Here is a 24,971-nt window from a genome sequence, read left to right on the forward strand (position 1 = left end):
GCCGTCATGGAACTCAAGAATCGCTATCGCAACACGGAGTCGATGATCGGCCACGGCAACCCGTCGTTCACGTCGGCGAAGGAAGCGGGGCTGCTGGACCTGTCCGTGCACAACACCGGACGCGGCACGCTGGCACTGCCGGATGGCCGTGAGTTCATCAACATGTGCTCGTGCTCGTACCTGGGGCTGGACTCGCACCCGGACGTGCTCCAGGGCGCCATCGACGTGCTCCAGCGCGAGCGCACCCTGTGCATGTCCATCTCCCGGCTTCGAATCCGGCTGGCGGACCTGGACGCGCTCGAGGAGGAATTGACCCACCGCTGGCGCGCGAAGACCATCGTCACCAACTCCGCCAGCTCCGCCAGCGCGGGCCTCCTGCCCCTCATCGCGTCCGGCCACCTGCTGCCCGACGGGCACAAGCCCATCCTGGTCTTCGACAAGTCCGCGCACTTCTCGATGAACCTCATCAAGCCCATCTGCGCGGATGAGACGCACGTCATCACCGCGCCGCACAACGACCTGGACTTCCTGGAGGACCTCTGCCGCAAGCACGCGCGCGTCGCGTACGTGGCGGACGGCTTCTACTCCATGGGCGGCGTGGCCATCGTGAAGGACCTGTTCCACCTGCAGGACAAGTACGGGCTGTTCCTCTACTTCGACGACTCGCACTCGCTCTCCATCTACGGCGCGTCGGGCGAGGGCTACGTGCGCGCGACGATGGGCGGCGAGGTCAACTCGCGCACCATCATCATCGGCTCGCTGGGCAAGGGCTTCGGCACGGCGGGCGGGGCCGTCATGCTGGGGCCCCAGCAGCACGCGGACCTGGTGGGCCGCTTCGCGGGTCCGCTGGGCTGGTCCCAGAGCCTGTCGATTCCGGCCATCGGCGCGAGCCTGGCCTCGGCGCGGCTGCACGGCGGCGCCGACCTGGCCGAGCGACAGCGCGCCCTCCGGGCCAACGTGCGCTACTTCGACGAGCGCGTGCCCACGCGGACCGCGGGCGAGGACTTCCCCATCAAGATCATCGACGTGGGGCCCGAGCCCCTGGCGGTGGAGCGCTCGCGGCGGTTGATGGCCGCGGGCTTCTACTCCTCCGCCGTGTTCTTCCCCATCGTCCCCAAGGGGCGGGCGGGGCTTCGCATCATGCTGCGCTCCAACCTGTCCACCGAGGACCTCCAGCGGCTGTGTGACGCCGTGCTGGAGCTGGCGGCGCCCGGGACCTCGGAGCCACTCGCATCATGACCATGCCCTTGCAGTGCAGGTCCTTCCTGGTGACGCCCGCCATCGACCCCTCCCGCTTCGACAAGGCGGTGGAGGTGGGCGCGGACATGGGACTGCTCGACCTGGAGGACGGTGTCCCCCACGCCCTGAAGTCGGAGGCTCGCCGGCTGGCGCTGTCCTATCTGTCCTCCTCCCGCCCGCGCGGGCCGCTGTGCCTGCGCATCAACAGCCTGCGCACCGAGGCGGGCCTGCGCGACGTGCTCGCGCTGCTGGACTCCAACGCGCGACTGGATGCCCTGCTGCTGCCCAAGGTGGAGTCGCCCGCCGAAATCCAGCAGCTGGACGCGCTCCTGGGAGACCGCTTCCCGGAGCTGTCGCTCCTGGCCATCATCGAGACGGCGCGCGGCGTGGAGGCCGTGGACGCCATCGCCCTGTCCGCGCCCCGCCTGCGCGGCCTCATCTTCGGCGCCGCGGACCTCTCCGCGCAGATGGGCGTGTCCCTGTCCTGGGAGCCCATGCTCTATGCGCGCTCGCGCATCGCCATGGCGGCGGCCATCGCGGGGCTCAACGCCATCGACTCGCCGTACTTCGGCCTGGGAGACCTGTCGGGGCTGGAGGAGGAGACGCGCAAGGTGGGGGCGCTGGGCTACACCGGGAAGATCGTCATCCACCCGGACCAGGTGGGCGTGGTGCACGCGGCGCTGCGGCCCACGCCGCAGATGGTGGCCCACGCGCGCCGGGTGCTCGCGCAGGCCGGTGACGGAAAGGGCGGCATCCACGTGGTCGGAGGGAGCATGATTGGCCCCCCGCTCGTGACGGTGGCGCGGCGGGTGCTGGCGAGCGTCCAGCATGACGAGGCCATGGCGCCCGTCCACCTGCGCGCGGGCTCCGGGAGCGGGGACTCATGAAGAAGATGGTGGCCGCCCACAAGAAGGTGGGCAAGCAGCGCTACCGCGAGACACACGGGCTGTTCTACGAGGACTTCGAGGTGGGCGATGTCTTCGAGCACCGCCCCGGCCGCACCCTCACCGACGTGGACAACATGTGGCAGTCGCTGCTCAGCCTCAACACCCACCCGCTCCACATCGACGCCGTCTACGCCAGCAAGACCGAGTGGAAGCGGCCGCTGATGTCCAGCCTCGTCACCCTGGCCATCGTCGGGGGGATGAGTCTGAACAGCACCAGCGCCAAGGGCGTGGCGAACCTCGGGTGGGACCGCATCCGGTTGACGGCCCCCGTCTTCGTGGGGGACACCCTGTACGCGGAGAGCCGGGTGCTGGCCAAGAGGAGGTCCCGCTCTCGCGCGAAACAGGGAGTGGTCACCGTGGAGACCAAGGGCCTCAAGGCGGACGGCACCGTCGTGATGACCTTCGAGCGCTCCTTCCTCGTGCCCTTGCGGCGCCATGGCGTGGACGTGGATGCGAACTACTGAGGTGATGACCGCGGTCGTCGTGCGGACTCCAGGCGGTCCGGAGCAGCTCCACCTGGAGACCCGACCCCGGCCCGTCCCCGGCCCCCGTCAGCTCCTCGTGCGCGTGCGCGCCTCCGCCCTCAACCGCGGAGACACCAGCCAGCGCGCCGGCGGCTACACGCTGCCTCCCGGCGTCACCAGTCCCTTGCTCGGCATCGAGGTCGCGGGCGAGGTGGAGGCCGTGGGCCACGAGGTGCGCGCCTTCCAGCCCGGCGCGCGCGTCTTCGGGCTGGTGGACGGCGGCGGCTACGCGGAGGCGTGCCTGATGGAGGAGGGGATGGCCCTCCCGATTCCGGAGGGCTGGTCCTTCGTCGAGGCCGCGGCCGCGCCCGAGGCGTACTGCACCGCGCACGAGTCGCTCGTCGAGCTGGGCGGACTGGGGCCCGGTCAGTCCGTGCTCATCCACGCCGCGGGCAGCGGCATCGGCACCGCGTGCATCCAGGTGGCGCGCGAGGTGGGCGCCACCGTCTTCGTCACCGTGGGCAGCGACGAGAAGCTGCGCCGGTGTCTGGCGCTGGGCGCCTCGGCGGGCGTGGTGCGCACGCGCGAGAACTTCGCGGACGCGGTGCCCGAGTGGACGAAGGGACGCGGCCTGGACGTGGTGGAGGACTTCGTCGGAGGCGCGGCGCTGGGCCGCAACCTGCGCGCGCTGCGCTTCGGCGGCACGCTGATGCTCGTGGGGCTGATGGACGGAATCCGCGGCGACCTGGACCTGAAGCAGGTGGTGCTGCGCCGCCTCCAGCTCAAGGGCATGGCGCTGCGTCCGCTGCCCCTGGCCGCCAAGGTCGCCGTCGTCCAGCGCTTCCGCGAGCGCTGGCTGCCCCGGCTCGTCGACGGCCGCGTACGCGCGGTCATCGACACCACCTTCCCGCTGGCGCGCGTGGCGGACGCGCACCGGTACATGGAATCCAACGCGAGCTTCGGGAAGATCCTCCTGGAGCTCTGACTCGACTTTCGCCCTTTTGGGGTGGGATGCCCAAGCAGGGGGCCGAGAGGAGAGAGGGCTGAGGGTAGGTAAAGAGCGGCCATCGAGACCAGCTGAGAGAGGTGTCCGGCAAGACACGCCTCTTCCAGCACCTTCGAGGTCTGCGATGGCCGCTTCCCATTTGTATGCACTGCTTCGAGTCCTGCAGCTGGTTCGGCCGGCGTTCACCGAGCCCTCGTTCCTCCGCTTCCTGGTGCTGTTCGCCGGCTGGGTGTGCAGTGGAGGCACGCACGCCGTTACCGAGGCGCTGGTGGCAGCGGGAGTGTCGGGCGTGCAGCACCATGCGGCCTTCCATCGCTTCTTCTCCCGGACGCGGTGGAGTACGGACGAGGTAGGCCGACTGCTCCTGTTGAAGCTGGCGGCATTGGGACCCGTGCGGTTGGTACTCGATGACACCCTTTGCAGTCACAAGGGGCCGAAGGTTTTCGGCCTGGGCAGTCACCTGGATGCGGTTCGCTCCACCCGGGCCATGCGCGTCTTCTGCTTCGGCCACGTCTGGGTGACGCTCGCGGTGCTGGTGCACGTGCCCTTTGCTGCGCGCCCCTGGGCACTGCCCGTTCTCTTCCGGCTCTACCGCACCCAAGCCGAGTGCCAGAGGAGGGACATCCGGCACCGGAAGAAAACGCAGTTGGGCCGAGAGTTGGTTGAGCGTGTCCTCAGCTGGCTGCCAACGGGCCCTTTGGAACTGGCCGCGGACGAAGCGTACTCATGCAGCACCCTGCTCAAGGGGTTGCCGCAGCGGCTCGTCTTCGTCGGAGCCATGCGTCCAGATGCAGTGCTGACGCGCCCGCGCGTGCACCGCTGCCGCTCGCGGAAAACGGGCCGCTGGCTGACGCGTGACGTGCCGGTGCCCAAGCCCGAGGCCCTTGCCAGAGATTCAGCACTCCCCTGGATGCGGCTGACAGCCCAGCTCTACGGCCGCTCGCAGCAGGTGGACTACAAGGAGGTAGTGGCCCGGTGGAGGAGTGCTGCCGGCGAGCGGATGCTCAAGGTGGTCGTCGTGCGGATGACAAGTGGAAGCCGCCCCCTGCGAGTCTTCTTCTGCACCGCCCCCTCCCTGTCTGCCCTCGAAGTGGTGGAACGGTATGCCTTCAGGTGGAGCATCGAAGTGCTCTTCCGGGACTTGAAGCAACTGCTTGGCTTCGCCGACTCGCGGGCCCGCCGTCGCCTGGCCGTGCTTCGCACCGCTCCCTTCGCTGGCTTGAGCTACACCCTGCTCGTCCTCTGGTACCTGGAGCTCACCGCCAGCTGGCAACAGATGAGGTGGCCTCTGCGCCCCTGGTACACCACCAAGACCACGGTCAGCTTCGCGGATGTCCTCCGCCTGGCTCAATCCTCCCTGGCCCGGGCCCGCTGGCATTCGCCGCGTCGACTTCGCGCCAACTTACGTGCTGCCTCTCGCGCCCCGCCATCTCTGGAGAGCGCGGAGTAGACCGCCGCGCTCTCTCCCTCGCTCTAAAATGGCGAAAGTCGAGTCTGAGGCGGGGGCTTCAGCTGCCCGTGGCGCGGCGCAGGTTGCCGCGGGCCGCGGCCCCCGGCTCGTGCAGGAGCGAGTAGGGATCCAGCGCGTCGCCCCCCACCGTCTCCAGCCCCACCGACGTGCCCAGCCCCAGCCGCTCCGCGTGACGGAGGAACAGCGCGGTGACGACCTGGTCCTCCAGCGCGTACCCGGTGGAGTCGAACACGGTGGCCTGCTGGCGCCAGGACTCGTAGCGGTCCGGGTTCTTCACCAGGGTGACGAGGTCCGGGCCCACCTGCTCGGGCTTCAACTGCTGGCACTCGCCCTCCACCAGCGCCTGCACGGTGAAGTCCGGGCACACCAGGCTCTTCTCCAGGAGCGCGCGCGGCAGCTCCGTCTTGCCCGGCAGGTCCGAGCCCACGGCGTTGACGTGCACGTGCGGCTTGAGCGCCTTGCCGGAGATGACGGGGCCGGCGCCCACGGCGATGGAGGTCGCGGTGCAGATGATGTCCGAGCGCTCCTCCAGCTCCGAAAGCGACACCTGCTTCACGTCCAGCCCGAGGAACGCCGTGCGACGCGCGAGCGACGCCTGCGCCTCCGGGTTCGTGTCGTACGCGAGCACCTCCGTGAGCGGGAACACGCGGCTGATGGCGTGTAGCTGCGTCACCGCCTGCGCGCCGCAGCCCACCAGGCCCAGCACGCGGCTGTCCGGCGAGGCCAGGCAGCGCGTGGCCACCGCGGAGGCCGCGCCCGTGCGCAGCGCCGTGGCGAACACGCCGTCCATCAGCGCGACCAGGTGGCCCGTCCTGGAGTCATACAGGCTGTTGGTCGCGATGATGGTGGGCAGCCCCTGCTCCTCGGGGTTGAACGGGCTGTAGCTCACCATCTTCACGGTGACGGCGCCGCCCTTCTGCATCACCGGCATCCACTCGAGACACCCGGGCTGGCGCGGATGCTCCGTCAGGAAGCCATCCCGCTTGCGCACCTCGGTGAGCTCTCCGTCGAACGTGCGCAGCGCGTCGGTGAGCGCGCGGATGAGCTCGTCCATCAGCGCGTCCGCACCCACTGCCTCCACGATGCAGCGCAGGTCCGCCCGAGTCACCAACAGTGTCCGTGTCGCGTCGCTCTTCACTCGAGTGTCCCCTGGGCCAATCCGCTGTTTCAGTCGCTGACTCGCGAAACAGGATCTGCTGATAACACAGCTCTGTAATGGGAGCGCAAACTAGCAGGGCTTTCGTGTTCACGACAGGGGGGGCCCAACCCAGCGGAACCCGGTCGTTTTTTCCGGGCGGAACGTTGGCGTCTCACGCGTCCGAGACATGGACGACACATCGGAATCCGATGTGCGAGGTTCCGCTGTCGATGGACTGCGGCGAGCGCGCGGCGGGGCGGTAGCGCAGGCAGTAGTTGGACGCGCAAAGGTGGCTGCCGCCCTTGAGGACGCGGCGGGGGATGCTCACGTGCGGAAGGCTCGGGTCCAGGCTCTTGCCGCTGGAGGCGGGGCCGCGCGGGTTGACGGGGATGCAGCACGCCTTGCCGCCGTTGCCCTGGTGGCGCTCCTGATACCAGTCGCAGGTCCACTCCCACACGTTGCCCGCCATGTCGAAGAGCCCATACCCGTTGGGTGGGAAGCTCCCGACTGGCGAGGTCCCCTCGAACCCATCGGTGTTCAGGTTCTGCCAGGGGAACTCTCCTTGCCAGATGTTGGCCATCTGCTGGCCTCCCGGAGAGAACTCGTCGCCCCAGACGTACACCTTGCGGTCCAGGCCGCCGCGGGCCGCGCGCTCCCACTCGGCCTCGGTGGGCAGGGCCTTGCCGGCCCAGGTGGCGTAGGCCTCCGCGTCTTCATAGGCGACGTGGACCACCGGGTGGCGCTCGCGGCCGAGCCACGTGCTGCCGGGCCCTTCCGGGGCCTTCCAGCAGGCGCCGGGGGTATAGGCCCACCACTGCGTCAGGTCCTTCAGGCTCACGCGCCGGGCCGTCTTGCGGAAGACGAGTGAGCCGGGCACGAGCAGCTCCGGCGTGGCGCCGGGGAAGTCGTCCGGATTCAGCGGACGCTCGGCGACGGTGACGTAGCCGGTGGCCTCGACGAAGCGCGCGAAGTCGGCGTTGGTCACCGTGTGGCGGTCCATCCAGAAGCCGCTGACCGTCACCTGGTGCGCGGGCTTCTCCTCGGGATAGTGATGGTCGGAGCCCATCCAGTAGGTGCCGCCCGGAATCCACACCAGGTCCATGGCGGGTGCGTCCTTCTCCGCCACCTCGTTGCGCGAGACGGGGGACTGCAGGCCCTGGGTTTCACCGACGACATCCACGCTCATCCGCCGCCTCGCTCTTCGTCTGTCCACACCGGTGGAGGGGCACGCTCGTGGCCCCAGGCGGCAAGCTGGGTGGCTTCGTCGCGCGGGACAACCGGGCCCCGCGGGGCGGGGCGACCGAGGGGCCCCGGGCGCTCGGAGGCACCCGGACCTGCGAGCGCCCGCGGCGTGTTCGCCTTCGGATTGGCGGCGTGTGCACGCGTGGACAACGTCCTGTCGCCAACGTGCAGGAGGGGCTCATGGAGACGAGGACCGAGACGGAGACGCGCGTGAGGGAGCAGACGGACACCACCACGCCCCGCGAGCTCCACAAGCTCAGCCCCTTCGAGCTGAAGGACACGCTCATCGAGATGGCGGACGAGTCCGCGAAGACGCGCGCGGCGGTGATGCTCAACGCGGGGCGGGGCAACCCCAACTGGATTGCCACCACGCCGCGCGAGGCGTTCTTCCTGATGGGGCAGTTCGCGCTGAGCGAGAGCCGCCGCACCTGGAACGAGCCCGAGGTGGGGCTGGCGGGCATGCCGAAGTCACCGGGCATCGCCCGGCGGCTGCGCGGCTTCCTGGACGCACAGGAGGACAGCGCGGCGGTGAGGCTCCTGCGCGACTCGCTGGAGCACGGCGTGCGCGAGCTGGGCTTCGACGAGGACGCGTTCGTCTGGGAGCTCACCGACGCGGCCATCGGCGACAACTATCCGGTGCCGGACCGGATGCTCGTCCACGCGGAGCGAATCGTTCAGTCCTATCTGGCGAAGGAGATGTGTGATGGCCGTCCGCCGCCGGGGCGCTTCGACCTGTTCGCCGTCGAGGGCGGCACCGCGGCGATGACGTACATCTTCCGCTCGCTGATGGTGAACGGCCTGCTCCAGAAGGGGGACACCATCGCCCTGGGCACGCCCATCTTCACGCCCTACCTGGAGATTCCGCGCCTGGAGGAGTTCGACCTGCGCACGGTGGACATCCGGCAGAGCGAGATGACCGAGGAGGGGCGGCACTCATGGCAGTATCCGGAGTCGGAGCTGCGCAAGCTGGAGGACCCGCGCATCAAGGCCTTCTTCGTGGTCCACCCCGGCAACCCGGGCGCGACGGCGATGCGGCGTGAGTCGCTGGACCTGCTGGTGGACATCGTCCGGAAGAAGCGGCCGGACCTGCTGCTGCTGACGGATGACGTGTACGGCACGTTCGTGGAGGGCTTCCGCTCGCTCGCGGCGGAGCTGCCCCACAACACGCTGCTCGTCTACTCGTACTCGAAGCACTTCGGGTGCACCGGCTGGCGCCTGGGCGTGGTCGCGCTCCACGAGGACAACATCCTCGACGACATGATCGCGCGCCTTCCGGCCGCCCAGCGCGAGATGCTCGAGGAGCGCTACGGCTCCATCACCCTCGAGCCCGAGCGGCTGAAGTTCATCGACCGGATGGTGGCGGACAGCCGCGCGGTGGCGTTGAACCACACCGCGGGCCTGTCCCTGCCGCAGCAGCTCCAGATGTCGCTGTTCTCGCTGTTCGCGCTCCTGGACAAGGACGACGCGTACAAGAAGCGCTGCCGGCGCATCTGCCGCGAGCGGCTGGCCGCGCTGTACCAGGGCCTGGGCGTGGACCTGCCGGAGGACCCGCTGCGCTCGGCGTACTACCAGACGCTCGACCTGGAGGCGTGGGGGCGCAAGCACGTGGGGAAGGACTTCGTGGAGTACGAGGAGGCGCGGCATGACCCGCTCGACATCGTGCTCGCGCTGGCGCGCAGGCATGGCGTGGTGCTGCTCAACGGCAGCGGCTTCGAGGGGCCGGAGTGGTCGGCCCGCGTGTCGCTGGCGAACCTGGACGACGAGGCCTACCCGCGCATCGGCCAGGGCCTGAAGGACATCGTCATCCGCGCCATCCAGGAGTGGAAGGGGCGCGAGCTGGACTCGTGAGCGCGCGAAGATGCCCACCTTCGACGGAGGCCCATCATGAATGGCTCGAAGAACTCGATGCGAGGACTGTTGTGCGCGGTCGGCCTGCTGCTGACGGGCGCGGGCATCGCCGCGCAGGAGGGCTCGGCGCGGCCCACGTCCCCAGGCGCGGAGGCGTCGTCGACCCGCGGGGCCCCGGCGGACACGAAGGCGAAGGACGGCAAGGACGCGGCGCCGCTGCAGTCGGTGCGCATCCTGGCGACGGGCGGCACCATCGCCGGCTCGCAGGGCAACCCCCAGGGGTATGGCTACAAGGCGGGGGCCTTCAAGGTGGCGGACCTCATCAAGAGCGTGCCGAACCTGGACAAGCTGGCGCGGCTGTCGGGTGAACAGGTGGTGAACATCGGCAGCCAGGACATGAACGACGCGGTGTGGCTGAAGCTGGCGAAGCGGACCAACGAGCTGCTGGCCTCGCCGGACGTGGACGCCGTCGTCGTCACGCACGGCACGGACACGCTGGAGGAGACGGCGTACTTCCTGGACCTGGTGGTCAAGAGCGACAAGCCGGTGGTCCTGGTGGGCTCCATGCGGCCCGCCACCGCCACCAGCGCGGACGGGCCGGGCAACCTCTACAACGCGGTGGCCGTGGCGGCGTCGCCGGAGGCGAAGGGGCGGGGCGTGCTCATCGTCATCAACGACGAAATCCACGCGGCCCGGAACGTGACGAAGACGAACACCACCAACGTGGAGACCTTTCGCAGCCTGAACCGTGGGCCCGCGGGCGTGGTCAACACGGGTGACATCCACTGGTTCGAGAAGATGGACAAGCGGCACACGGTGGACTCCGAGTTCTCCATCGCGGGCGAGAGCGCGCTGCCGCGCGTGGACATCCTCTACGCACACGCGAACATGAGCCCGGACCTCATCGACTCGGCGGTGAAGAACGGCGCCAAGGGGCTGGTCATCGCGGGGGTGGGGGATGGGAACATGACCCAGCCCGCGCTCGACACACTGGCGAAGCACGTGAAGAAGGGCGTGGTGGTGGTGCGCAGCACGCGCCTGCCGAGCGGCCTGGTGCTGCGCAACAACGAAATCAACGACGACCAGAAGGGCTTCGTGGCCTCGGGCGAGCTGAACCCCGCGAAGTCGCGCGTGCTGCTCCAACTGGCGCTGCTGGAGACGAAGGACCCCACGCGCGTCCAGCGGATGTTCGAGGAGTACTGAGGCCCTCCGCCTCGCGGTGCTCCCATGGTGGGCTCGGAGACGCTGTCGGACTTCTCGCTGGTGAGGGGCGGTCCATTCCAGACGCTGGGACGGCGGCTGCGCGGTGTCGAGCCGCGCCGCTCCGGCCTCTTCGCGCTCGTGCTCGCGTTGGGGTGCTGGGGGCCGCTGGTCCTGATGACGTGGATGCAGGGGGGCGACGCCCCGCGCCTGCTGCTTCGGGATCTCCAGGTCCATGGCGAGCTGCTGCTGTCGCTGCCGGTGCTCGTGGCGTCGGGGCCCTACATCGACAGCCGCCTGGGCGCGGCGGCGCGTCAGTTCCTCCGGGCGGACCTGGTGGGCGAGCGGGGACGGGGCGCGCTGGAGGCGCTGGCCCGGAGGTGCACGCGGTGGTGTGACTCGGCGGGCGTGGAGCTGCTGCTGCTGGGGCTGGTCATCGCGTTCGCGTGGCTCACCTCGCCGGACCCGTCGCGGGCGTGGCAGGTGTCATCCTGGGGCCAGCCGTCGCTCGCGGGCGGCTGGTACCTCTGCGTGGCCCAGCCGCTGGTGCGCTTCCTGGTGCTGCGGTGGCTGTGGCGCGGAGTCGTGTGGGCGGTCTTCCTGCTGCGCGTCTCGCGGCTTCCGCTTCGCCTGGCCTTCACGCACCCGGACCAGTCGGGCGGCCTGGGGTTCCTGGCCGTCTGTCAGGCCAGCTTCGCGCCGGTGGTGTTCGCGGTGTCCGTGCCGGTGGCGTCATACTCGTTCCGGACGAACGCCGCCGCCATCACCGAGTCCCCGCTGGTCTACATCATGCCCCAGGTCCTCTACGCCGTGCTGGCCTGCCTGGCCGTCTTCGCGCCACTGGCGTGCTTCTTCCGGCCGCTGGTGGCGGCGAAGCGGCGAGGGGACCCGTGGTTCTCCGCCGTCGCGGCGCACCACTCGCGCGAGTTCGAGGACCGGTGGTTCCAGAAGAAGCCCGAGCTCCCCGCGCTCGGCGCGCCGGACTTCTCGTCGCTGGCGGACCTGGGCTCGTCCTTCATGGTGGCTCGCAAGATGAAGCTGTTCCCGTGGGACCAGCGCGGGCTGCTGGCGGTGGGAGCGGCCGGGCTGGCGCCGCTCGTCATCCTGCTGATGGTGGACCGGCAGTTCCTGGCGGTGGTGAACCAGCTGCGCCAGAGCATGAGCTGAGCGGCGGCCTGCGCTCGGGTGCCTGTCCGCCGAGGACTGTCGGCAGGGGGCGGACGTGAGGATATCCAACGACGGCGGCCGGTGTGCATGCCGCTTGGAAGGAGGCGAGCATGCTCAGGACCCTGGCCGTGTTCGTGCTGGGCAACATCGTCACCCTGTTCATGTTCACCCAGGGCCTGGAGCGAAGGCCCGGTGACATCCGGCACGTCCTGGAGCGCCCGGCGCTGTATGCGCGCTCGCTGCTGGTGGTGCTCCTGCTGGTGCCGTTGGTGGCCATCGCGTTGGTCCATGTCTTCCGGCTGCCGACGGTGGTGGCCAGCGCCGTCCTGCTCATGGCCGTCTGTCCGGGCGCGCCGCTCCAGGTGAACCAGGCCCGCTCCCTGGGCGCCAGCAGCACCACGTCCCTCAACCTGTTGTTGCTGCTCAGCCTCTGCGCGCTGGTGACGGTGCCGCTCTGGGTGCGGGGCGTGGACCGGCTCCTGGGCGTCGAGTTCAGGGCGGCGCCGAGCCTGGTCTTCCGGCTGCTGCTGGTGAAGATCGTCCCTCCGCTCATGGTGGGAGTCGCGGTGGGGCACTACTTCCCGAGCCTGGCCCGGACGCTCGCGCGCTGGTGTGGTCGGGTGTTCAACGTGCTGCTCATCGCCGTGTCGGTGGGCGTGCTCTTCATCGTCGGTCCGAAGCTCATCCACACCGCGTGGCTCGCGGTGGTGGCGTTGGTGTTGCTGGTGACGATCTCGGCCGTGCTGGGACACTGGGCGGGGGCGCCGCGAATGGAGGACCGCAAGGCGGTGGTGCTGGCCGCGGCCTTCGCGCACCCGGTGTTGTCGATGACCATCATCACCCAGAGCTATCCGAACTACCGGGCGCTCGAGGTGGCGGGCGTGGTGGGTGCGTACGTCGTCATCCGCGTCCTGGCGCTGACCCCGTACAAGCTGTGGGTGAAGCGCCATGGAGAGTCCGAGGGCTCGAAGCGGGTTCCTCCGGGTGGCGTGCCGGCGTAGCGGGCTCACCTCCTGTCGTCCGGCGACGGTGTTGCCCGGGTGGAAGTGGCGGCTCAGCTTGCGGGCATGAGCCGGGCTTCGGACCCGGCACCCACGCCATCGAGGTGAGTCATGTTGGAGCAATCGACCACGGGGCTGTCGCCCCAGGAGGCGCGAGACATCGCGCGTGAGGCGTATGTCTTCGGCCTGCCCCTGGTGGAGCACTACCGGCTGTTCGCGCTGAACTTCCGTCCGGAGTCGCCACAGCTCCGGCCCGCCAACCAGTTCCTGCACTTCTCCCGGCTGTTCACCTCCGAGGACCGGGAGGTCGTCTCCCCGAACAACGACACGCTCTACTCGGTGGCGGTGTTGGACCTGCGAGGCGGGCCCGTGGTGGTGGAGACGCCGGAGCTGAACGGGCGCTACTTCTGCATCCAGCTGGTCGACATCACGACGAACAACCTGCCGTACATCGGCACGCGGGCCACGGGCACGGCCCCCGGGCGGTTCGTCGTCTCGGGGCCTGACTGGACGGGGCCGCTGCCCGAGCCGCTGAAGGACGCGAGCATCATCCGCTCCGACTCCTGGTTCGTGGCGGCGCTGCTGCGCGTCGGCGTGGACGGTCCGAAGGACCTGGCGGCCGCGGTCCCGCTCCAGCGGGAGTTCAAGGCGACGCCGCTCCACGTGTTCTCCGGGCAGCCGGCGCCGAAGCTCCCCGAGGTGTCGTGGCCTCCGTACTTCGATGACAAGGCGGACGCGTCGCTGAAGGCGTTCGAGTACATCAACTTCATGATGCGGTGGCACCGCTTCTCCGATGCGGAGCGACCGCTGCTGGCAAGGCTCGCGCGCGTCGGGGTGCGCCCCGGGGAGTCCTTCGACGCGAAGTCGCTGCCACCGGACCTCCGTGACGCGATGCTGGCGGGAGTCCGCGAGGCCCGCGAGTCCATCCAGCAGCGGCCGATGCTGCATCAGGGGTGGGAGCTGCCGGACCCGAAGGTGGGTGACTTCGGCGACGACTACGCGCTGCGCGCCCGCGTGGCGTGGAACTACCTCTACGCGAACTCAGCGGCCGAGGCCGTCTATCCCATCACCCACCTGGATGGCGCCGGCCGTCCGCTCGATGGGGCGCGTGCCCGCTACGTGCTGCGCTTCCCGAAGGAGGCGATTCCTCCGGTGCGCTTCTTCTGGTCCCTCACCGCGTACGACGCGAAGAGCCACATGCTGGTGGAGAACGACATCCACCGGTACTCGCTGGGAGATCGCTCGCGCACGTTGAGGCGGTCCGAGGATGGCTCCATCTCGTTCTTCCTCCAGAGCACGCCCCCGGAGGCCGCGCGTCAGTCCAACTGGCTGCCGGTGCCCACAGGGCCGTTCTATCTCCTGCTGCGGCTCTATGGTCCCACCGAGGCCGCGCTCCGGGGGCGTTATGTGCCTCCAGCCGTCGAGGCGCTGAACGACTGAGCCCCGGCTCCGCGGGACGACGCGAGTGTCGTCCGTTGACGCTCGCGCCGTCCCTGGCGGCCGGGATGTCCGCCCCGCGGGGTGGGGCGGATTGTCGGCCCTCGTATCCGTCCGGTCAGCGACGGGGCGTGATGTGACGTTGGCAACCAGCACAGGTGCGAAGGCCCATGGACCGAGGCTACCCGTGAGCCGTGGTGGTTGACCTCGAGCCGCCGACGTCAGGCGCGAACGACGCGGCCTCGGTACACGCCCAGCATGCTCAAGTCGTCGGGGGCGCGCGGCGGGCGGTCCTCGAACGTCCATGCGTTGTCGAGCAAGAGGCCGTCCACGCTGGATGCGACGGTGCTCGTGTCTTTCAGCGGGCCGCCGATGGCCCGCGAGGCCACCGCGAGCGCCTCCGGCTCCCAATCTTCTGCTCCTGAGAATCCCCACACCCACCGATTGGCGTCGACCTGAACATAGAGGTTCCAGAATGGGCGCATCGCCGCGCCGAGGGTGCACACGACGATGGCGTCGCCGATCCCCAGCGCCCCCACATGGACCGCGCTCTCCCTGCTCCACCCGCCGATCCGCATCAGCGCCCCCTGCTCTCGAACGGGCTTGCTCTCCCAGGTACGCAGTGCGCTGGCCACGAGTGCCGCGAGCGAGGGCGCCCAAATGGGGCGCGAGGCGTCGTCGTGTCGGTACTCGACCAGCTGGCCGGCCTCGGTTCCCGACAGCACATACGCGACGTGGTCGCCGTTGCCCTTCGTGAGCACGGGAACCCAATGTTCGGAGAACCGCGCACCGTCACTGTCGAACCCGAGGAGAAACCGACGAGTCGAGATCGCCTCGGCGCAGCCCATCATCGAGTAAACGCTCGAGCCATCGAACGACACCAGCGCGGTCCCATCGTGCCAGCTGAACAGGGCGCGAAGGTCGCCTGGCAGTGCCGTCCCGAGCTCGGCCTCGAGCCCGGCCAGCTGCTCGGGCGCAGCCGGCGGTAGGAACGAGGCGTGCCCCCCGGGGTCGGCGCGGCGGATGGCCACATCGAGACGTTCGAGAGCGCGGACGAGCTCCTTGGGAGGCTGCGGCATCGAACGACATCACCACCGGAGGGATGCTGCGTCAAAGATCTCCGCGAATCAGACGCGAGAGCCCGCGGCGACCTCTCGATCACCGCGGGCCGTCGGGTGTGCAGGCGGCTCAGCGCTCGGGGGCGGTAACCGACCGATGGGAGACGTCCGACGGATGCACTCGTCCACTCGCACCGCATGGAAGCCGCGCGTGGAGGTCAGGGGCGCCGATGCTTGCCTGACTTCAGGAGGAGTCCGGCGCGAAGGAGGAGGACGGCTGCCAGCGGTGCGGCAGCAACTCGTCCAGCGAAGTCCAGCAGCGCCTGTCGGGTGGCGCCGTCGTTCCACGAGGGAAGGGGCTTGCTCATGGCGTCCTCACTCAGCCCATCAGGGCGAACAGGTAGCAGATGAGGGTCAGCAGCAGGTTGGAGATGGCGAACGTCACCGGGTAGCCGATGGCGGGGACGATGCTCTTCGACGCCTCCTGCGCCGCCCGCATGCCGGCGCTGTTGCACCGGGCTCCCGCGATGGCGCCCATCAGCACCGCGCTGTTCATCTTGAAGATGTACTGGCCCACCACCCAACCGATGATGGGCGGGATGAAGGCGGCGATGGAGCCGATGATGAGCGTGGGCCCCAGGAGGCCGCCCTCGATGGCGTGCGCCACGCCCGCGCCGGAGTTCAGTCCGAGGATGGCGATGAAGACATTCAGCCCCACATCCTCGAGCAGCTGACGCGCGGACTCCGGGAACGGGCCGCCGAGCGCGGGGTTGTGCGTGCGCAGGATGCTCAGGCCGATGCTGACGATGAGCAGGCCCACCGCCGAGCCCAGGCTGAACTTGATGCCGTAGAGCGGAACCGTGATCGCGCCGAGCAGCGCGCCCGCCGCGAGCCCCAGGCCCAGGGTGATGATGTCCGTGGAGAGGCTCGGCTTCACGGGCGGACCGAGCACCTTGCGCAGGTCCGCCACCCGCTTGGGGCTGCCGGTGATGCGCAACACGTCGCCCTTGTTCACCACCTGCTCACGGCTGACCGGCAGCTGGTCACCCGCGCGGAACAGGGCGTTGAGGTAGATGCCGTGGCCCATGCGCAGCGCGAGCTCTCCCAGCGTCTTTCCGACGACCTGCTTGTCGTGGACGATGAACTCCACCGTGTCGAACTTCACGTTGCGCAGCTTGGAGTCGTCCACCTCCGGGCCGATGTGCGGCCCACCCGCCAGCAGCAGCGACACGGGGCCGAGCATCGCCACCTCGTCGCCCCGGCTCAGCACCAGGTCCGGCGGCGGGTTGTAGACGCGGCCGTCGTGGTAGACGCGCTCGATGGCCACGCGAGGGTGCGCATGGTCCAGGTCCGCCACGGTGCGGCCCTCGAGCGCGGGGTTCTCCACGCGGAACACCCGCAGGTCCAACGGCATGTAGCCCCGGATGAACGAGTCCGCCGTGCCCGGCAGCGGCGCGGAGTCCTCGCCCGCCAGCTCCTTCTCCATCTTCTTGCCGTCCGCCACCGCGTCGCGGCCGAACATCTTCGGCATCACCGACATCATCACGGTGAAGAGCACCATGCTGATGCAGTAGAGGAACGCGTAGGACGTCGTCAGGTTCCCGGGCGCCTGCCGCGCGGCGTCCCCCGTCAGCGCCGCCGAGCCGCTCGCCAGCGCCGCCTGCGCCGCGCCGAAGCCCGGCGTCGCCGTGTTCGCGCCGGAGAGGATGCCCGCGAGCAGACCGGGCGCCAGGTGCGTGAAGTACCGCGAGGCGTAGACCAGCGCGGCCGACAGCAGCGGCACCAGCAGGGACAGGAGGATGAGGTGCTTGCCCTCGCGATGGATGCCGCCGAGGAACTGGGGACCCACCTTCATGCCGATGGCGAAGATGAAGAGGTTGAAGAACACCGTGCTGGTGAACTCCGGCAGGGCGTATTCGATCTGGTAGGCGTCGAAGGCCCAGAAGCTGACGATGAGGGCCAGCAGCAGCGTGGCCGCCGTGGAGCCCATGCCCACGCCCTTCACCTTCAGCTCGCCGAGCGCGTAGCCGACGGCCACGACGAGGAAGAGCAGGATGAAGGGCTGCCGGCGCATGTAGTCCAGCACCACGCCGAAGACGCCGTGGGGTTGGGGTTGCACGGCGGGCGCCGGCTGACCCTGTGCGAAGGCGATGACCGCGAGGCCCACGACGGCGGCGCCCGCGAGCAGGGCGGTATGGCGCATCTGGCTTCTCATGCGTGCATCCCTCCAGCGTTTCCGGTCAGGGTAGGGCGCGAGGCTCCTCGCCGGACGTGCCCCACGGGGAGAGGCGGCCGACGCGCCGGCCCGTCGTCAGAAGCGCAGCCCCAGGTTGATGGGCAGGTACTGGCCGTTCGCCCGGCGCGCGCCCGTGGCCGTCTGGTACTCGGGGCCGAAGATGTGGTGGTAGCGCGCCTCCAGATACACGCGCACCGTGCCGTAGAGCCGGTACGTGAGGCCCACGCCGCCATTCACGCCGATGTCCGTGGAGCTGCGCGAGTCGAGGATGACGTCCACCGGGACGACCTCCGTGTAGCAGGTGAAGAAATAGGGATCACACACGGGGACGAGCCCCGTGCCGGCGAACTGGGTGAGCTCCACCTTGCGGTAGTAGAGGCCCGGTCCCGCCGTCACGTAGAGCCCGAGGCGCCTGCCCGACAGCAGGCCGAGGAAGAGGTTGAGGTCTCCGTACTGCATGATGTGATCGCCGGAGACGCGCTCGTCGGGGAGGACGTCGCTCTTCAGGTTGTAGTCGCTGTATTGGTACTCGGCGCGGAGGCCGAAGTGCTCGGTGAAGTGGTAGCCGCCGCCGAGCAGGAAGCCCCAGCCCGCCTTGAAGCGACTGTGTGATTCGCCGACGGGGAAGACGAGGCCGACCCCCAGGTTGAAGGTGAAGCGCCCGGCCATCGGCGGCGAGTCCTCCACGAAGCCCGCGGCGGGGTCCTCCGCGACTTGTCTCAGCGGACCTCCTCGCGCGACCCAGGGGACGAGCAGCGAGGACAACAGCACGAGCCTGGCGATGCACCGAGGCATGCGACCTCCTCACGACATGGCTCGCTGAAGCTGGGGACGTGGTGCCCTGGGGGCCGCGCGCGGCGCGGGCTCGTGGCTCCCTCTCGCGCCGGGTCGTCGTGGCGTGTTGGACAGCGTCGCCCGGCTGCCCCTCCCCCGGGGCCCGTGCCGCGGCGGGCCCGAGGACACATCGTCGAGGCGTGACGAGGCTCACGGCGACAGCAGGCTGGCGACGCGCCCGACGGTACGTGCCGGGGCTGGGGTGGATGTCCACCTACTCGCGGGCCTGGCTGCGCCCGGACCTGCTCTCCGCGCTGACGATTGGCGCGATGCTGGTGCCGCAGGGACTGGCGTACGCGCAGATTGTCGGCGTGCGCCCGGTCACCGGCCTGTACGCGGGCGTGGCGGCCATGCTGGCCTACGCGCTCTTCGGTCCCTCGCGTCACCTGATGCTGGGGCCGGAGGCGGGCGCGGCCATCATCGCCGCGAGCGCCCTGGGCGGCGTCGTGTCGGGAGACGACCCCGCGCGGTATGCGTCGCTCGCGGCGCTGCTGGCGCTGATGGTGGGGCTGTTGAGCCTGGCGGCGGGCCTGCTCAAGACGGGAGCGCTGGCGGACTTCCTCTCCAAGCCCATCCTCATCGGCTACACGAACGGGGCCGCGCTCATCATCATCGGCAGCCAGCTGGCGCGGATGTTCGGCCTGGAGCGGCGGGCGGAGGACTTTCCGGGACAGGTGCTGGAGGTCGGCCGCAACCTGCACGGCATGCACCTGCCCACGGTGCTGTTGGGGGTGGGCATCATCGGGTGTCTGGTCCTGCTGAGGCAGTGGCTCCCGAGGCTGCCCGGGCCGCTCATCCTGGTGGTGCTCACCACCGTGGCGGCGAGCGTGTTCCAGCTCCACCACGCGGGGGTGAAGGTGGTGGGGCCCATCGCCGCCTCGCCGCCGTCGTTCGGGTTGCCCCGGGTGGGCTTCTCGGATGTGAGGGCCTTGCTGCCCGCGGCGCTCAGCCTGGCGCTGGTGAACTACGCGAGCTCGGTGCTCGCGGGGCGGCTGTATGCCGACAAGCACCACTACCGGCTGGACGGGAACCAGGAGCTGCTCGGGCAGGCCGCGGCGAACGTGGCGTGTGCCTTCACGCAAGGGTTCCCGGTGACGGGGAGTGACTCGCGCACGGCGGTCAACGACGCGATGGGCGGGAGGTCGCAGCTGGTGGGCGTGGTGGCCGCGGTGCTGGTCGCCGTGTTCGCGCTCTTCTTCACGCCGCTGCTCCAGAGCCTGCCGCTGGTGACGCTGGGGGCCATCGTCATCGTCGCGGCGGTGTACCTGGTGGACGTGTCCTCGCTCGTGGCCCTGTGGCGGATGCGGCGCGTGGAGGCGGTGCTGGCGGCGGTGACGACGTTGGCGGTGCTGGTGCTCGGCATCCTCCAGGGCATCCTCGTCGCCGTCGCGCTCGCGCTGGGGGACCTCATCCGACGTGCCGCGCATCCCCACGACGCGGTGCTCGGCGAGCGCGAGGGCGTGTCCGGGTGGCACGACGTGACACGGCACGAGGGCACGCGCACCGTTCCGGGGCTCCTGGTGTATCGCTTCGATGCGCCGATGTTCTTCGCCAACGCGCGGCACCTGCGCGAGCAGGTGCGCGTCCTGGTGGCCCGGGCGTCCCCTCCCGTGCGCGAGGTGGTGCTGGACGCGAGCGCCGTGTTCGACCTGGACGTCACGGCGGCGGAGGGGCTGGAGAAGCTGCGCCAGGAGCTGGAGGACGAGGGCATCGTCCTGGTCATCGCGGACGCGAACGCGCCGCTGCGAGGCATGCTGCGGCGCACGGGGATGATGGAGCGACTGGGGGAACAGAACGTCTACCTCACCGTGGAGGCCGCCGTGGCGCGGTTCCAGGCCTTGCATTGACGTGGGGCCCCGGCCGGCCGCCCGCCTGGGGAATGAAGGGGGATTCGAGGACGTTGAAGACAGAGGGGCGAGGCGCTATAGACCTCGCCGTCCGTCGTTCCCAGGGTGGGTTCGGCGGGCCCGGACGAGGTGCGCCGTACCCGGTCACGACAAGACGACGCTCATCTCTGGAGTCGTACGTCATGGCGTGGATCATTCTCGTCATCGCGGGTCTGCTCGAGGTGTGCTGGGCCATCGGCCTCAAGTACACCGAGGGCTTCACCCGCCTTGTTCCCAGCATCCTCACGGGCACGGCCATCGTGGCCAGCATGTTCCTGCTGTCCACGGCGGCGAAGACGCTGCCCATAGGCACGGCCTACGCGGTGTGGGTGGGCATCGGGGCGCTCGGCGCCGCGGTGCTGGGCGTGGTGCTCTTCCATGAGCCGCTCACCCCGATGCGCATCGTGTTCCTGTCGATGCTGCTGGTCGCCATCATCGGTCTGAAGGCGACGAGCGGCGCGGACCCCTGACGGGGCTCACCAGACGTAGCGCAGGATGAGCTGTCCATAGGACAGCGTCGGGTCTCCGGAGCTCTGCTGCGAGCCCTCGTCGCCGTAGCCCCGCTGGGGCTCGCCATTCAGCATCACCACCGCGCCCAGGCCGAGCTGGAGGTTGGCTCGGCCCGAGTAGTAGACGCCGAGCCCCAGCGAGCTGTTCTTCAACGTCCGGTCCGAGCGCCCGAGCTCCTCCTGGCGGCCGGTGCGGAACAGGTACTCGCCCATCACCGCCACCGGCACCGACGTGGTGGGGTAGAGGTCCAGGGCCGCCGCGAGCGAGAAGAAGAAGCGCACCGCGTGGGTCTTCTGCTCCAGGCGGTCCCCGAGGATGCGGTCGAACGGCCTGCGCTTCTGCCAGGCGTACTCCGCCAGCGCCGAGCCCTGCAGCGAGAACATCCGCCCCAGCGTCTGCGCCGCGTAGACGCCGCCGTTCGCCGTCGTCTCCTCGCTGGGGACGAACAGGAACTGTCCCAGGCTGCCGTTGATGATCTGCTCCACCGTGACCTGGGGCGTCTCGACGATGGCGTTGATGAGGGGCAGCAGGGTGATTTCGCGCCCCTTGTCGTAGCCGAAGTTCGCCCGGACGGAGACCTGCGTCCCGCTGTGCTCGCTGCGGAACAGCCGCACCACGCCGCCCACCTGGCCCAGCAGGTCCACCGTGGCGCCGGAGGACAGCAGGCCGTCCGCGTTGGTGCCGGTGATGATGGTGGCCCGGCCGAAGCCCGCGATGCCCAGCCAGTCGGTGATGCTCAGGCTCAAGTCCAGCGTCTGCTGGACACCGGTGAGCGTCACGTCCAGGGGCTGCAGGTCATTCACCGGCACATCGGGGATGTCATAGAGCGCCAGGCCCTCGCGGATGCCGACGTGCGAGGTGACGAACGCGCTCTGCTGGAGGATGGGGAACACGTAGGTGTGTCCCGCGAGTTGGCGGGTGCGCGCGCCGCAGGGCTCCTGGCAGGACTCCGCGCCCGAGGGCGCACCCGCCGCGACTCCCGCACCGAGCAACAGGCCCACGCCGAGGCTTCGAAGAAGGGTCTTCATCTCGGGGAACGTGGGGAACGTGGCCACTGCGGACCATTGCCCCGCGCGCGCGGTCAGCGTCGCGACGAAGACAGCCCACGGGTGGACGACGCGAGCGCCGTCGTTCCACGGACATTGGTGGGCGGGGAGTTGGAGCTCGGTGCTCTGCGTGGGCCCGGGGAGGGGCATCTTGCGCGCGCTTTTCGGGGAGGAGACGTGGAATGGAAGTGACGGAGACCTTGCAACGCACCGAGCCCGCGCATGCCTGGCGCCCTCAGCTGACGACGGCGCACGAGCAGCTCGCGCCCAGGTTGGAGGCGTTCTATCGGGACCTGCATGAGCACCCGGAGTTGTCCATGCAGGAGCATCGGACGGCCGCGAAGGTGGCGAAGTGGTTGGAGGACATCGGCTACGAGGTGACCTCGGGCGTGGGGGGGACCGGCGTCGTCGGCATCTTGCGCAACGGGTCGGGGCCCACGGTGCTCCTGCGCGCGGACATGGATGGGCTCCCCGTGGAGGAGAAGACGGGCCGGCCCGACGCGAGCCATGTCACGGTGAAGGACGCACAGGGGCACACGGTGCCGGTGATGCATGCCTGCGGGCATGACGTGCACCTGACGTGTCTGGTGGGCGTGGCGGAGTTGCTCGCGTCGTCTCGCAACCACTGGCGGGGCACGCTGATGATGGTGGCCCAGCCCGCGGAGGAGACGCTCCAGGGCGCTCGGGCGATGATGGACGACGGGCTGTATGCGCGCTTCGGCACGCCGACCGTGGCGCTCGCGCAGCACGTGGGGCCGATGCCCGTGGGACTGGTGGGGTACCACCAGGGCGCTTCGATGATGGCGTCCGCGAGCGTGCGGGTGCGCATCCACGGCAAGGGCGGGCATGCCTCGCGGCCGCAGTCCACGGTGGACCCGGTGGTCATCGCGGCCTACCTGGTGACGCGGCTGCAGACCATCGTCTCGCGCGAGCTGGACCTCACCCAGGGTGGCGCGGTGATCTCGGTGGGGAGCCTGCACGCGGGGAGTCGCGCGAACGTCATCCCGGACGAGGCGGTGCTGGAGATGTCGGTGCGCACGCCGACCGACGCGCTCCAGGACCAGCTCATCGAGGCCATCTCCCGGATGGCCCGCGCGGAGTGCGAGGCGGGGCGCACGCCTCGGCCTCCGGACATCGAGGTGATCAGCCGCACGCGGGTGATGGTGAACGACGACTCGTACTCCCGCCGGGTGCGCGCCGCGCACGCCGCGTGGTTCGGCGAAGGCCACCTGGTCGACACGGGCATGGTGAGCGGCAGCGAGGACTTCCCGTACTTCGACGGGCGCACGTCCAACGACGCGTCGAAGGCGAAGGTCCCGCTCGTCTACTGGTACTTCGGCGGCACGTCCCACGACGCGTGGAAGCGCGCTCCAGGCAAGACGCTCTGGGAGAAGCTGCAGAGCCTGCCGTCGAACCACTCACCGTACTTCAACCCGTCACCGGACTGTCTGCGCTTCGGCTGCGAGTCGCTGCTGATGGCCGCGCTGGCGTGTCTGGATGAGGAGCCCAAGGCGGAGCAGGCGCCGGAGGCAGGCAAGCGGCTGCACTGAAAAGCGTCGGCAGCCGGCGCTGACATTTCTACAGGGATTCAAGCGGTCCGTGCGCCAACCGTCCGATTTTCTTCAAAGGGCGGATGGCACGCGGACTGCTTTGTGCAGCGACCGTCATGAAGTCACCCAGGAACACGCACCGCCCGTACACCGTCGAGATTTCGGCGGGAGCCTGGAGCCAGGTCGCCCGGCTCTCCCAGGAGCGCTATCGCGCCATCCAGGCCCACCTGGAGCGCGTGGCCTCGCTCGGCGCGCAGACGGAGGTCTCGGCGACGTTCCAGGTGGACGAGCTGCACGTCCACTACGCGGTGGATGCGCGGCGCCGGCTGGTGACGCTGGTGGACATCACCCGGGACAAGGCGGGGGTGATGAAGGCGGCGGGGCGGTCCACGGCGCCCAAGGCCCCGGGCCTCTGAGTCGGGGCGGTGTGCTACGCCCGGGGGCATGACACGGGTGGTGGACGGGGCATGAGCCAGGACGACAAGCGGGAGCCTCGGCGGCTGGCGGACCTGCTGCGTCGGGGCATGTCCCAGGCGAAGCAGCAGCCCTCGGCGGGCCTGGCCCAACTGGAGGCGGACTGGAAGCAGCGGGAGCTGGCGCGGCAGCGGGCCGCGGAGGAGGCGAAGGCCCGGCATGCGTCCGCCCAGGTGCACGCGTGGCCCTTGCACCTGGAGCAGTGCGGCGCGCCGGCCGAGGCCGTGGCGGGCCTTCGAGGAGAGACGCCGCTCGAGACGGCGGCGCTCCGCGCGGCTCGGCATGTCCTGAGGGAGCGGCTGCGCAGCCTGCTGTTGTCGGGAGGCCCTGGCACGGGGAAGACGACGGGGGCGTGCTACCTCTTCCGGGCCGCCGTGCGCGGCGACCGGGGGCTGTCGGCGTGGGATTCGTCGGCGGGGCTCTTCATCGACTGGGCGCGTCTGTCGCGCGAGGAGGACTCCGAGGCGCGGCGGCGGTTGCTCCAGCGGGCGGCCCAGGTGCGGGTCCTGGTGCTGGACGATATCGGCGGGGAGGCGTCGGGCCCGCGGCAGCGGGAGCTGTTGGAGTCGCTCGTGGAGCAGCGGGACAGGCCGGACCTGGTGACGGCGTATACGACGCGTCTGTCGGTGCAGCGGCGCGAGGGTGGGCCCTCGCGCTTCGCCGAGTCCGTGGGGGCCCGCGTGGTCCAGCGCATGAGCCGCCAGGGGACGTTCCACCTGGCGGACTGTGGGAACAGGGACCTGCGTCAGGGCGGGAAGCCGTGAGCCCGGGCGAGGCGCTCAGGTGCAGCCGGGATCGCACGACTGCTGGGAGACGGAGTCGTAGCAGAGGTTGAAGACGACGTTGGAACAGCACTCCTGCACCTCGACGTTGCAGCCGTCCTGACAGGTCCAATAGGTGAAGACATGGCGGAAGCCGTCGATGCAGACCTCCGCCTTCTGCTCCTGTTCAGCCAACGGTGGTGGCTCCTGGGAGGGCTCCTCCACGCCACCACAGCCCAGCAGCAAGCACGTCGTCAGCGCGACTCCGAGAAGCTCTCGCATGCGACCTCCAGGGGTGAAGACTCGCGAGCGTAGCGCGGCCTTCGTGGCGCATGTCGAGGCCAGGGGACTCACATGCGGCGCCTCCGGGTGCAATTTTCTCCTGGGGATGCGAAAGCCAGACGTCTTCGCTCTCGCAGGGGTGTGCTGGGATTGGGGTGCCGACGGACCCTCGCG

22 protein-coding genes and 1 riboswitch are annotated in these 24,971 nt (G+C 69.7%); of the genes, 15 read left to right on the top strand and 7 right to left on the bottom strand.

Translation table 11 applies throughout. From position 1 onward, the window contains the following. Nucleotides 1–6: 6 nt before the first annotated feature. The 5 genes from VZQ01_RS40330 to VZQ01_RS40350 all read left to right on the top strand — a co-directional run bounded on the left by VZQ01_RS40330 (nt 7) and on the right by VZQ01_RS40350 (nt 5,106). Entirely contained in the window at nt 7–1,239 is a 1,233-nt protein-coding gene (locus VZQ01_RS40330; protein ID WP_223783371.1) for an aminotransferase class I/II-fold pyridoxal phosphate-dependent enzyme, read from the top strand. Beyond that, nucleotides 1,236–2,126: an aldolase/citrate lyase family protein gene (locus VZQ01_RS40335; protein ID WP_141331190.1), complete on the top strand. Its 891-nt coding sequence runs from the start codon at nt 1,236–1,238 to the stop codon at nt 2,124–2,126. Before VZQ01_RS40330 ends, VZQ01_RS40335 begins: the two co-directional genes overlap by 4 nt. Further along, nucleotides 2,123–2,650, top strand: a complete 528-nt coding sequence (locus tag VZQ01_RS40340) for a MaoC/PaaZ C-terminal domain-containing protein (RefSeq protein ID WP_046713949.1) — start codon at nt 2,123–2,125, stop codon at nt 2,648–2,650. The genes VZQ01_RS40335 and VZQ01_RS40340 overlap by 4 nt, the downstream gene beginning before the upstream one ends. Continuing rightward, nucleotides 2,637–3,635: an NAD(P)H-quinone oxidoreductase gene (locus tag VZQ01_RS40345; protein WP_223749092.1), complete on the top strand. Its 999-nt coding sequence runs from the start codon at nt 2,637–2,639 to the stop codon at nt 3,633–3,635. Before VZQ01_RS40340 ends, VZQ01_RS40345 begins: the two co-directional genes overlap by 14 nt. Nucleotides 3,636–3,780: 145 nt before the next feature. Continuing rightward, on the top strand, nt 3,781–5,106 hold the full coding sequence (locus VZQ01_RS40350) for an IS701 family transposase (protein ID WP_223752272.1): 1,326 nt from the start codon (nt 3,781–3,783) through the stop codon (nt 5,104–5,106). A gap of 58 nt (nt 5,107–5,164) precedes the next feature. On the opposite strand, the gene VZQ01_RS40355 is transcribed toward VZQ01_RS40350, so the two are convergent. Both VZQ01_RS40355 and VZQ01_RS40360 read right to left on the bottom strand, forming a co-directional pair. Next, the gene (locus VZQ01_RS40355; RefSeq protein ID WP_228557217.1) at nt 5,165–6,235 is read right to left on the bottom strand and encodes an ornithine cyclodeaminase family protein; all 1,071 of its coding nucleotides are present in this window, start codon (nt 6,233–6,235) and stop codon (nt 5,165–5,167) included. Nucleotides 6,236–6,437: 202 nt separating this feature from the next. Next, nucleotides 6,438–7,451, bottom strand: a complete 1,014-nt coding sequence (locus tag VZQ01_RS40360; protein ID WP_426746304.1) for a formylglycine-generating enzyme family protein — start codon at nt 7,449–7,451, stop codon at nt 6,438–6,440. A 236-nt stretch (nt 7,452–7,687) separates the two neighbouring features. Here VZQ01_RS40360 and aspD point away from each other — a divergent pair, with 236 nt between their 5' ends. From aspD to VZQ01_RS40385, 5 genes are all read left to right on the top strand, one after another. Then, entirely contained in the window at nt 7,688–9,355 is a 1,668-nt protein-coding gene (gene aspD, locus VZQ01_RS40365; RefSeq protein WP_426746305.1) for an aspartate 4-decarboxylase, read from the top strand. Nucleotides 9,356–9,391: 36 nt separating this feature from the next. Next, complete coding sequence (locus tag VZQ01_RS40370) at nt 9,392–10,558, top strand: type II asparaginase (RefSeq protein WP_223749088.1); 1,167 nt, start codon at nt 9,392–9,394, stop codon at nt 10,556–10,558. Nucleotides 10,559–10,582: 24 nt separating this feature from the next. After that, nucleotides 10,583–11,722, top strand: coding sequence for a hypothetical protein (locus VZQ01_RS40375; protein ID WP_267700871.1), 1,140 nt, complete (start codon nt 10,583–10,585; stop codon nt 11,720–11,722). Nucleotides 11,723–11,832: 110 nt separating this feature from the next. Then, entirely contained in the window at nt 11,833–12,723 is an 891-nt protein-coding gene (locus VZQ01_RS40380; RefSeq protein ID WP_223749086.1) for a hypothetical protein, read from the top strand. 111 nt (nt 12,724–12,834) lie between these two features. Beyond that, nucleotides 12,835–14,163: a DUF1254 domain-containing protein gene (locus tag VZQ01_RS40385; RefSeq protein ID WP_426746306.1), complete on the top strand. Its 1,329-nt coding sequence runs from the start codon at nt 12,835–12,837 to the stop codon at nt 14,161–14,163. A 218-nt stretch (nt 14,164–14,381) separates the two neighbouring features. Here the strand turns inward: VZQ01_RS40385 and VZQ01_RS40390 are convergent, their stop codons facing one another. From VZQ01_RS40390 to VZQ01_RS40400, 3 genes are all read right to left on the bottom strand, one after another. Continuing rightward, nucleotides 14,382–15,239, bottom strand: coding sequence for an SMI1/KNR4 family protein (locus VZQ01_RS40390; RefSeq protein ID WP_426746307.1), 858 nt, complete (start codon nt 15,237–15,239; stop codon nt 14,382–14,384). A 358-nt stretch (nt 15,240–15,597) separates the two neighbouring features. Continuing rightward, complete coding sequence (locus tag VZQ01_RS40395; protein ID WP_408890326.1) at nt 15,598–17,421, bottom strand: aspartate:alanine exchanger family transporter; 1,824 nt, start codon at nt 17,419–17,421, stop codon at nt 15,598–15,600. A gap of 108 nt (nt 17,422–17,529) precedes the next feature. Continuing rightward, the gene (locus VZQ01_RS40400; RefSeq protein ID WP_223749082.1) at nt 17,530–18,249 is read right to left on the bottom strand and encodes an outer membrane beta-barrel protein; all 720 of its coding nucleotides are present in this window, start codon (nt 18,247–18,249) and stop codon (nt 17,530–17,532) included. 179 nt (nt 18,250–18,428) lie between these two features. On the opposite strand from VZQ01_RS40400, the gene VZQ01_RS40405 reads away from it, so the two are divergent. Both VZQ01_RS40405 and sugE read left to right on the top strand, forming a co-directional pair. Further along, nucleotides 18,429–20,135: a SulP family inorganic anion transporter gene (locus VZQ01_RS40405; RefSeq protein WP_426746308.1), complete on the top strand. Its 1,707-nt coding sequence runs from the start codon at nt 18,429–18,431 to the stop codon at nt 20,133–20,135. Nucleotides 20,136–20,239: 104 nt separating this feature from the next. Beyond that, nucleotides 20,240–20,299, top strand: a riboswitch (guanidine-III (ykkC-III) riboswitch). Between the two features lie 18 nt (nt 20,300–20,317). After that, nucleotides 20,318–20,644 carry a quaternary ammonium compound efflux SMR transporter SugE gene (gene sugE, locus VZQ01_RS40410; protein WP_223749081.1) on the top strand — a complete coding sequence of 109 codons (327 nt, stop codon included), beginning with the start codon at nt 20,318–20,320 and terminating at the stop codon, nt 20,642–20,644. A gap of 6 nt (nt 20,645–20,650) precedes the next feature. Here the strand turns inward: sugE and VZQ01_RS40415 are convergent, their stop codons facing one another. Further along, nucleotides 20,651–21,712 (bottom strand): hypothetical protein, encoded by a 1,062-nt coding sequence (locus VZQ01_RS40415; RefSeq protein ID WP_223749080.1) that lies wholly within the window; start codon nt 21,710–21,712, stop codon nt 20,651–20,653. 200 nt (nt 21,713–21,912) lie between these two features. On the opposite strand from VZQ01_RS40415, the gene VZQ01_RS40420 reads away from it, so the two are divergent. The 3 genes from VZQ01_RS40420 (at nt 21,913) to VZQ01_RS40430 (ending at nt 24,518) form a co-directional block, all read left to right on the top strand. Further along, a complete protein-coding gene (locus VZQ01_RS40420; protein ID WP_426746309.1) occupies nt 21,913–23,280 on the top strand; it encodes an amidohydrolase in 1,368 nt (455 codons plus the stop codon). Between the two features lie 116 nt (nt 23,281–23,396). Further along, nucleotides 23,397–23,696, top strand: a complete 300-nt coding sequence (locus tag VZQ01_RS40425) for a hypothetical protein (protein WP_141330885.1) — start codon at nt 23,397–23,399, stop codon at nt 23,694–23,696. Between the two features lie 51 nt (nt 23,697–23,747). Then, the gene (locus VZQ01_RS40430) at nt 23,748–24,518 is read left to right on the top strand and encodes an ATP-binding protein (protein WP_426746310.1); all 771 of its coding nucleotides are present in this window, start codon (nt 23,748–23,750) and stop codon (nt 24,516–24,518) included. A gap of 15 nt (nt 24,519–24,533) precedes the next feature. On the opposite strand, the gene VZQ01_RS40435 is transcribed toward VZQ01_RS40430, so the two are convergent. Then, entirely contained in the window at nt 24,534–24,797 is a 264-nt protein-coding gene (locus VZQ01_RS40435; RefSeq protein ID WP_141330881.1) for a hypothetical protein, read from the bottom strand. Nucleotides 24,798–24,971 lie beyond the last annotated feature (174 nt).

Source organism: Myxococcus faecalis (assembly GCF_050039385.1).
Taxonomy (GTDB): Bacteria; Myxococcota; Myxococcia; order Myxococcales; family Myxococcaceae; genus Myxococcus; species Myxococcus fulvus.